Here is an 8710-nt window from a genome sequence, read left to right as displayed (position 1 = left end):
CACACTAATTCCGCAAATTTATCTGTATGATGGGCAGGGGTTTGCCTCACTGGTCGCATTTCATATAATCGTACCTTGATTCCGCGTTTCGCAATCTGCCATGCTGCTTCACTTCCTGCCAATCCAGCGCCGATGACATTTATTGTTACTTCATTCATTTATTAACCTCCTAATATTAACCTTGGTTTATGTACATGTAAAAAAGTTCACATACCTATACATACTTTTCCCACATTTAAGTCCATCTTGCATTGTACTATACGAATGAAAAAGAAAAAAGTTTTAAGTAATACAGAAATGTTTTTAATTTGGGTAGTTTCTTAACAAGAATGATGCAAAATGAAAAGAGTGGACTTTGTCCACTCTCGCTTAGCTTTGCGGTTCTTCCTTGTAGTCACAATTAACACATTGAACTTGCACGCCTTTTTTTAATTTCTTTTCAACTAGCATGCCTTCACATTTCGGGCATTCCCTCGGAAGTGGTTTATCCCAGGAGATAAATTCACATTCAGGGTATTTGGTGCACCCGTAAAATAATCTCTTTTTCTTGCTCTTACGTTCAATGATTTGTCCTTCTTTGCAATTCGGACAAGTTACTCCGATTTCCTTGACAATCGGTTTTGTATTCCGGCAATCTGGGAAATTGCTGCAAGCCATAAATTTTCCATACCGGCCCATTTTAAAGACCATAGGGCTGCCACAGTTCTCACAATCTTCCCCAGCAGGCTCATCTTTGATTTCAACAGATTGCATTTCTTCTTCAGCTTTTTTTAAATGAATTTCAAAATCTTGATAAAACTCATCAATAATATTGACCCAAGGAACTTTTCCATCTTCGATATTATCTAAACCCTGTTCCATTTTGGCTGTAAATTCGACATCTAGAATATCTGGAAAAAATTCTAAAATCAACTCATCGATAATTTCACCAAGCTCGGTTGGAACAAATCTTTTATTATCGAGTGCTACATAGCCCCGCTTTTGAATTGTGTCAAGGGTTGGTGCATAGGTAGACGGGCGTCCAATGCCGAGTTCTTCAAGTGTTTTAACAAGTCTTGCCTCAGTGTACCTTGGAGGTGGCTGTGTAAAGTGCTGCTTCGGCTCGATGTCCTTCTTAAACACTTCATCTCCTTCTTTCAGGTCAGGAAGCATTTTGTCCTTATCATCGACATGATCGTCTGACCCTTCCACATAAAGCTTCATAAAACCAGGAAACTTAATTTTTGAGCCATTGGCACGGAATAGAACATTACCATTTTGTAAGTCTACGCTCATTGTATCCATTACTGCTTGTGCCATTTGACTCGCTAAAAATCGTTCCCAGATTAATTTATATAAGCGAAGTTGGTCTCTTGATAAAAATGATTTTAAGCTATTAGGGTCACGTAATGTACTGGTCGGGCGAATCGCTTCATGTGCATCTTGAGCATTCGATTGTTTCTTTTCTTTTCTTTGATCATCTTTTAAATATTCTTCCCCATATTCCGACCTGATGTAACCTGCAGCCTCTGCTTGGGCGACTTCAGAAATCCGAGTTGAATCTGTTCTCATATACGTAATAAGACCAACCGTTCCTTCTTTACCAAGCTCAATCCCTTCATATAACTGCTGCGCGAGCATCATCGTTTTCTTAGCCCGGAAGTTTAGTTTTCTAGCTGCTTCTTGTTGTAATGATGAAGTAATAAAAGGTGGTGCAGGGTTTCTTTTTCGTTCTTTTTTTGTAACCGACATGACTCTGAACTTATTATCATCCATTTGACTTAAAATGTTTTGGACATCCTGTTCGGATTTTAGTTCGAATTTTTCCTTGTTAGCTAATGAAAAGTATTGGGCACTAAAATGGTCTTTTCCTTTTAAAAATTCTCCATCAATCGTCCAATATTCTTCAGGAACAAAAGCTTTGATCTCATTTTCCCGATCTATAATTAGACGGACGGCAACAGATTGAACCCTGCCTGCACTTAACCCCTTCTTTACCTTTTTCCAAAGAAGCGGACTGATATTATAACCTACAAGACGATCTAGAATTCTCCGTGCTTGCTGTGCATCGACTAAATCCATATTAATTGGACGTGGATGCTTAAACGATTCTTTAATTGCATCTTTTGTGATTTCATTAAAAACCACACGGCAGTCTGAATGAATGTCGACTGATAAACTATGGGCCAAATGCCATGCAATTGCTTCCCCTTCGCGATCCGGGTCAGCTGCGAGATAGATTTTTTTTGCTTTTTTTGCCGCTGTTTTTAATTCTTTTAAAACAGGACCTTTTCCACGAATCGTTATATATTTTGGTTCATAGCTATTTTCTACATTGACCCCCATCTGGCTCCGTGGCAAATCGCGAATATGTCCCATTGATGCTTTTACTTTATATTTATTTCCTAAATATCGTTCAATCGTTTTCGCTTTTGCCGGCGATTCAACGATTACAAGAAAATCTGCCATTCAAATATCCTCCTTAAGAGGGAAAGTGTAGAAGCGCCCCGAATCCGGCAAATGTCTGTTTCTAAGGTGCTTTTCATTTGAGAAGCTTTCCTATATACCAGTTTTACCTAAAAAGACCGGAGAAAATACTTTACAAAACTGCCCTATCCCAAAGTTTTTCGTTATATGTTATTTACAATATTATTTATCTCATTTACAAATATTCTTTTTTTCGAACATCTGTTGGAAAATGTATAACAAATTAGAAAATATTGCAACCTTTTTAAGCTAATTTCTCCATTTATTCATAAAAACCTTTAAAATTAAATCATTTTCCTTAAAAATTTAGCTCTTTTAAACATGCCTGTTGATTTACTCTACAGGCGATTCGCTTTCCACGGGAGGTCAGTCCGGGAGCCTCCTCGGCACTAAACGCGCCTGCGTGGTCTCCCTTGACTCTCTATTCCCGCAGGAGTCTTGCTATATCCGTTCCAATCAACATAGCAGCAGAGTCAACAATGAGCTTAAACATAGCCAAAAATTTATAGGTAAACTAGACTATTATTTAATTTCAACTAATATATCTTCAGCATCTGTCACTAACTTTGCGCCTTGTTGAATTAGTTCGTTTGCACCGAAGGAATATGGATTAAAAATGCTGCCAGGTAAGGAAAAAACATCTCTTCCCTCATTAACAGCAAAATTTGCGGTAATCAATGACCCGCTCTTTCGCTTTGCTTCTATTATAAGTGTTCCTTTTGACAGTCCGCTAATGATTCGATTTCTTGACGGAAAATGCCATCTAAGCGGTTTTGTATCGGGTGGGTACTCCGAAAGAACGAGCTGATTTTTCATCATTTCTAGTGCTAAGTTCAGATTTTCCTTTGGATAAATATGATAAAAACCACCAGCAATCACAGCAATTGTTTTTCCGCCATTTTTTATTGCATATTCATGGGCTAGTGCGTCAATGCCTCGAGCTAAACCACTTACAATCAGCACCCCATTGTCTATCAACTGTGGAAAAATCAAACGAATCGCATTTTTCCCATATTGGGTAGCCTGACGTGAACCAACAACTGCAAGTTTGGGATCTTTTTCAAGCAGCGAGAGGTCGCCCTTGGCAAACAATGCCCATGGTGGTTGATAAATTTCTTTTAACAATGGCGGATATTCTTTATCCATAATTGTGATCACAGTAATGTCATTGGTTTCGTATTGGCGGATTTGGTCACGAATGATCTCAGGATGCAGGGTAATGCTTGGAGGTTTTTTTGAAGGGTTACTGGAGGTACTTGGTGGAAATAAACTAGTTTGTTGTGGGAATTGGGCATGTAACTTATAAAAGTTGGTCAGAGTTGGATCTTTTTTTAGTATTTGTAATACAGTACTCCAGGAGATTTCTGGATAATGCAGCAAAGAAATAAGTTTTTCTTTAAAGTCGTCCATATAAAAAATTTCCTCCTTATAGATTTATAGTAGAATAAATAGCCCCTCAATTATGAGGGACTATTTGAAAAATACCTGATGAGTTTTATCTTTGATAACTGTTTAGATTTCGGTTTTAGTGCGTTTTACACTTTTCGTATAAACCTTGTTCTTTTAAGACTTCAATTAATGTTTCACCCATAACAGATGGTGTGTCAGCAACTTTAATACCGCATTCGTTCATGATACGGATTTTTTCATCTGCTGTACCCTTACCACCTGAAATAATAGCACCTGCATGGCCCATACGTTTCCCTGGAGGCGCAGTACGTCCCCCAATGAAGCCGACAACAGGTTTTGTCATATTCGCTTTAACCCATTCAGCTGCTTCTTCTTCAGCAGTACCGCCGATTTCACCAATCATGATTACTGCGTATGTTTCAGGATCTTCATTAAATGCCTTTAATACATCGATGAAGTTTGTCCCATTAACAGGGTCGCCGCCGATACCAACAGCCGTTGTTTGTCCAATACCAGCCTGTGTTAATTGATGAACAGCTTCATATGTCAATGTTCCTGAGCGGGATACAACACCTACATGGCCTTTTGTATGAATGTAACCAGGCATGATACCGATTTTACATTCGTCAGCCGTGATAACACCTGGGCAGTTAGGACCAACTAAGCGAGTCTTTTTACCTTCCATATAACGTTTTACTTTTACCATATCCAAAACTGGAATGTGTTCAGTAATACAAATCGCAAGATCCAACTCTGCATCAACTGCTTCAATAATCGCATCAGCTGCAAAAGGTGCTGGTACGTAAATAACAGATGCAGTAGCGCCTGTTGCATCCACAGCGTCTTTAACAGTGTTAAATACCGGCACGCCTTCTACTTCCATTCCGCCTTTTCCTGGAGATGTTCCACCAACAATTTGTGTACCATATTCAAGCATTTGTTTTGTATGAAAAAGGGCCGTTGAACCAGTAATCCCTTGAACAATAACTTTTGTATCTTTATTAATAAAAACGCTCACGTTAATTCCCCTTTCTATGATCCTATTTCACTAATGAAACGATTTTTTGTGCGCCATCAGCCATGGATTCAGCAGCAATAATTTCTACAGTTGACTCAGCTAAGATTTTCTTACCTAAATCAACATTTGTTCCCTCTAAGCGAACAACCAGTGGAACAGTTAGTCCAACTTGCTTAGCTGCTTCTACTACACCCTCAGCAATAACATCACACTTCATGATTCCACCAAAGATATTAACGAAAATACCTTTTACGTTTGGATCAGAAAGGATAATTTTGAATGCTTCTGTAACTTTTTCAGCTGTCGCGCCGCCCCCAACATCAAGGAAGTTTGCAGGGTCGCCGCCGTAGTGTTTAATAATATCCATCGTCGACATAGCAAGGCCTGCTCCGTTAACCATACAGCCGATATTGCCATCTAAAGCAACATAGCTTAGATCGAATTTAGAGGCTTCGATTTCCTTAGCATCCTCTTCTTCAAGGTCACGGTACTCAAGAACGTCTTTTTGACGATATAAAGCATTTGAGTCAAAGTTCAATTTAGCATCAAGAGCCATTACTTTACCATCACCTGTAACAACAAGTGGATTTATTTCTGCAATCGAACAATCTTTGTCAATGTAAGCATTGTAAAGAGCAGTCATAAATTTTACAGCTTGATTAATTAATTCCTTTGGAATATTAATATTGAACGCAATTCGACGTGCCTGATAAGGCTGTAAGCCGACCACAGGATCAATTTGTTCTTTAAAAATTTTCTCTGGAGTCTTTTCAGCAACCTCTTCGATTTCCGTACCGCCCTCTTCAGAAGCCATTAATACAACTCGAGAAGTTGCACGGTCTAAAACTAGTCCAATATAATATTCTTTTTTAATATCACAGCCTTCTTCAATAAGCAGACGTTTTACTTCTTTACCTTCTGGACCTGTTTGGTGCGTTACTAAAGTTTTTCCGAGGATTTCGCTTGCATATGTACGAACCTCATCAAGGTTTTTCGCTACTTTAACACCACCGGCTTTTCCCCGTCCACCGGCATGGATTTGTGCTTTTACCACACAAACCTGTGTACCTAATTCTTTCGCTGCTTCCACTGCTTCTTCTACAGTGAATGCTACTTTTCCATTTGGAACAGCAACCCCGTATTTTCTGAGGATCTCTTTCCCTTGATACTCATGGATATTCATTTCCCATCCTCCTATTCAAACTCTTCTAAAAACTGACTCCGTTTTCATTTTATATAATGATACATACCTTGTCCACCATTATGCTAAAAAATTATATACACGTTAAAAAGAATCTAAATAGTCAATAATTTTTGTTCGATTTCTCTCAGGAAATCCACACCTCATTTGGAATAATTTGTTTTGTAATATAATAAAAAAACAGGGAAGTACCTGCTTTTTTTTGCTGTGATATAGNNGTACTCCCGCAGGAGTCTCTCTGTATCCGTCCCAATCAACATAGTCCCTAAAACAATTCTAATTCTTTTATTTATATAAAATCCTTTACTGGTGCGAAGCTTTTTCTGTGATAGGAGGTTATCCCGTATTGTTTGATTGCTTCGACATGTTCTTTTGTTCCATATCCCATGTTTTGCTGGAATCCATAGACTGGGTGTATGGATGAAATTTCTTTCATCAGATTATCTCTAGCAACCTTTGCTACAATCGATGCTGCAGCAATGGATATACTTTTTGCATCACCTTTAATAATAGATTCAGAGGGAAACGGAATTTCAAGCTTCATGGCATCAATTAGTAATAAGTCAGGCTCGGGCTCTAATGATGCTATTGCAACGTTCATTGCTTTTTTTGTTGCTTGGTAAATATTCATTTCATCAATTTCCTCTGCATGAATCATTGAAATACTGAAGGAAATTGCTTCCTTTCTAATGATTGCATCATATTCCATTCGTTTTTTTTCAGATAACTTTTTCGAATCGTCTATGCCTGCTAAGAAAAAATCTTTCGGCAAAATGACAGCTGCGGCAACTACTGGGCCTGCAAGCGGTCCTCTTCCTACTTCATCCACACCTGCAATCATTTCATAGCCTTTTAAGCGCCATTTCTGCTCATAGACATTCATTTCAACAAACTTTTCTTTTAGTTGTTGTTTCTCGGCAAATTTCCTTTTCCATCTATGTACCAACTGTTGGACACCTTTACGTTCATCTTGAAGAAGATCCATTAAGAACGGATCAGATTCGATTTCTATGTTTTCTAAATGTCGTTCAATCTCTGCAATCGTTAATTGTTTCATTCTCATTCATTCCACCCGCTGTTATGACCGATATCATTTACTATCCACAACATAAAATAACACCCAATATTTTATCTAAATTGGGTGTTATTTACTCTAGTTAGGATAACACTAAGTCTTTTAGTTTAAATGGTTTGTCTGTGCCAAAAATTTCTTGTTCCAGTCTTTTTCCTGTAGGAGTAGCGGCAAGACCACCCTCTGCTGTTTCCCTTAACGCTGATGGCATGGATTGCCCTATTAAAAACATGGCATGAATAACTTCATCACATGGGATCCTGCTTGTAATTCCCGCCAGCGCCATATCCGCAGCAGTAATGGCATTTGATGCGCCCATCGCATTTCGTTTCACACATGGAACTTCTACTAAACCAGCGACGGGATCACAAACTAAACCAAGCATATTTTTTAAAGTAATCGCCATCGCCTCCGCAGCCTGCTTTGGTGAGCCGCCAGCTAATTCAACAATCGCTGCTGCTGCCATTCCGCTCGCAGAACCTACTTCTGCCTGGCAGCCCCCTGCCGCGCCAGATATTGAGGCATTGTTAGCCACTACAAAACCGAAAGCAGCTGCGGTAAATAAAAATTCAATCATTTCTTGTCGGGTTGGATTTAATTTCTCTTTTACAGCAAATAATGTTCCAGGGACTACACCTGCTGAACCAGCTGTTGGCGTAGCACAAATAACACCCATTGCAGCATTCACTTCATTGGTTGCAACCGCTTTACTAACGGCATCTAATAAAATCGTTCCCCCTAATGCTCTGCCACTATTAATATAGTTTTGGAGCAATACAGCGTCGCCGCCTGTCAGCCCTGTATGGGAGTGTACACCCTTAAGGCCTCTTTCCACCGCTTGCTCCATAACCATTAAGTTCTTATCCATTTTACTTAGAACTTCTTCTCTTGAAAGACCCGAAACTTCTATTTCTTGACGGATCATAATTTCTGCAATCTTCACTTGATTGGTTTCTGCAAGTAGAACAAGTTCCGCTACATTTCGAAACATTTGAACACCTCCTGATGAAATTATAGATGATCTATTCAGCCATTCGAATGATTTGCGAGACACTAGAAAGCTGCTGTAATTCCGCGATTACCGTTTCATCAATTTTCTGGTCAACTTCAATTACCATTAATGCCATTTCACCTTTTTCCAAACGTGAAACCTCCATATGACCAATGTTAATCTTATAATTTGATAACACACTTGTTACCGCTGAGATGATTCCAAAACGGTCTTGATGAATGACAAGGATGGCGGGATGCTCTCCAGAAAGTTTCAACGGGAAAGAGTTTAATTCTGTAATCTCTATCGTACCGCCGCCAATTGAAATCCCAACTAATTCAAGTTCATTATCATCATGATACAAATTAATTTTCACCGTATTCGGATGATCTGTCACTGCTTCTTCAACAGAAAAGGTCACATCTAGACCCATTTCTTTTGCTATTGTTAACGATTGTGGCATACGTTCATCAAATGTATCAAAATCTAACAGTCCCGCCACAATGGCAAAGTCTGTTCCATGTCCTTTATAGGTTTTTGCAAATGAACCGT

Annotated in this window: 7 protein-coding genes and 1 pseudogene; all 8 read right to left on the bottom strand. The window is 38.9% G+C overall.

From position 1 onward, the window contains the following. Positions 1 to 158: pseudogene (locus V7137_RS03960) on the bottom strand (FAD-dependent oxidoreductase); the annotation flags it as partial. Positions 159 to 369: 211 nt separating this feature from the next. Continuing rightward, on the bottom strand, positions 370 to 2448 hold the full coding sequence (gene topA, locus V7137_RS03955; RefSeq protein ID WP_335696857.1) for a type I DNA topoisomerase: 2079 nt from the start codon (positions 2446 to 2448) through the stop codon (positions 370 to 372). Between the two features lie 540 nt (positions 2449 to 2988). Beyond that, positions 2989 to 3876: a DNA-processing protein DprA gene (dprA, locus tag V7137_RS03950; protein ID WP_335696856.1), complete on the bottom strand. Its 888-nt coding sequence runs from the start codon at positions 3874 to 3876 to the stop codon at positions 2989 to 2991. Positions 3877 to 3991: 115 nt separating this feature from the next. Beyond that, positions 3992 to 4894, bottom strand: a complete 903-nt coding sequence (gene sucD, locus V7137_RS03945) for a succinate--CoA ligase subunit alpha (RefSeq protein ID WP_218345639.1) — start codon at positions 4892 to 4894, stop codon at positions 3992 to 3994. Between the two features lie 22 nt (positions 4895 to 4916). Then, positions 4917 to 6077 carry an ADP-forming succinate--CoA ligase subunit beta gene (gene sucC / locus V7137_RS03940; RefSeq protein ID WP_335696855.1) on the bottom strand — a complete coding sequence of 387 codons (1161 nt, stop codon included), beginning with the start codon at positions 6075 to 6077 and terminating at the stop codon, positions 4917 to 4919. Positions 6078 to 6384: 307 nt separating this feature from the next. Beyond that, entirely contained in the window at positions 6385 to 7152 is a 768-nt protein-coding gene (locus V7137_RS03935; RefSeq protein WP_335696911.1) for a ribonuclease HII, read from the bottom strand. A 100-nt stretch (positions 7153 to 7252) separates the two neighbouring features. Next, positions 7253 to 8158, bottom strand: a complete 906-nt coding sequence (sdaAA, locus tag V7137_RS03930; protein ID WP_335696854.1) for an L-serine ammonia-lyase, iron-sulfur-dependent, subunit alpha — start codon at positions 8156 to 8158, stop codon at positions 7253 to 7255. Between the two features lie 31 nt (positions 8159 to 8189). Continuing rightward, a partial coding sequence (gene sdaAB, locus V7137_RS03925; protein WP_335696853.1) for an L-serine ammonia-lyase, iron-sulfur-dependent subunit beta occupies positions 8190 to 8710 on the bottom strand: 521 nt, incomplete at its 5' end.

This window comes from Neobacillus drentensis, from assembly GCF_036962765.1.
GTDB classification, from domain to species: Bacteria; Bacillota; Bacilli; order Bacillales; family Cytobacillaceae; genus Neobacillus; species Neobacillus drentensis_C.
This window is presented reverse-complemented; position numbering and strand designations above follow the sequence as displayed.

What these genes read in the sequence shown, in the direction of transcription:
- dprA (WP_335696856.1), bottom strand. Translation starts at nt 3,876, where the DNA reads ATGGACGACTTTAAAGAAAAACTTATTTCTTTGCTGCATTATCCAGAA.
- V7137_RS03935 (WP_335696911.1), bottom strand. Translation starts at nt 7,152, where the DNA reads ATGAAACAATTAACGATTGCAGAGATTGAACGACATTTAGAAAACATA.
- topA (WP_335696857.1), bottom strand. Translation starts at nt 2,448, where the DNA reads ATGGCAGATTTTCTTGTAATCGTTGAATCGCCGGCAAAAGCGAAAACG.
- sucC (WP_335696855.1), bottom strand. Translation starts at nt 6,077, where the DNA reads ATGAATATCCATGAGTATCAAGGGAAAGAGATCCTCAGAAAATACGGG.
- sdaAA (WP_335696854.1), bottom strand. Translation starts at nt 8,158, where the DNA reads ATGTTTCGAAATGTAGCGGAACTTGTTCTACTTGCAGAAACCAATCAA.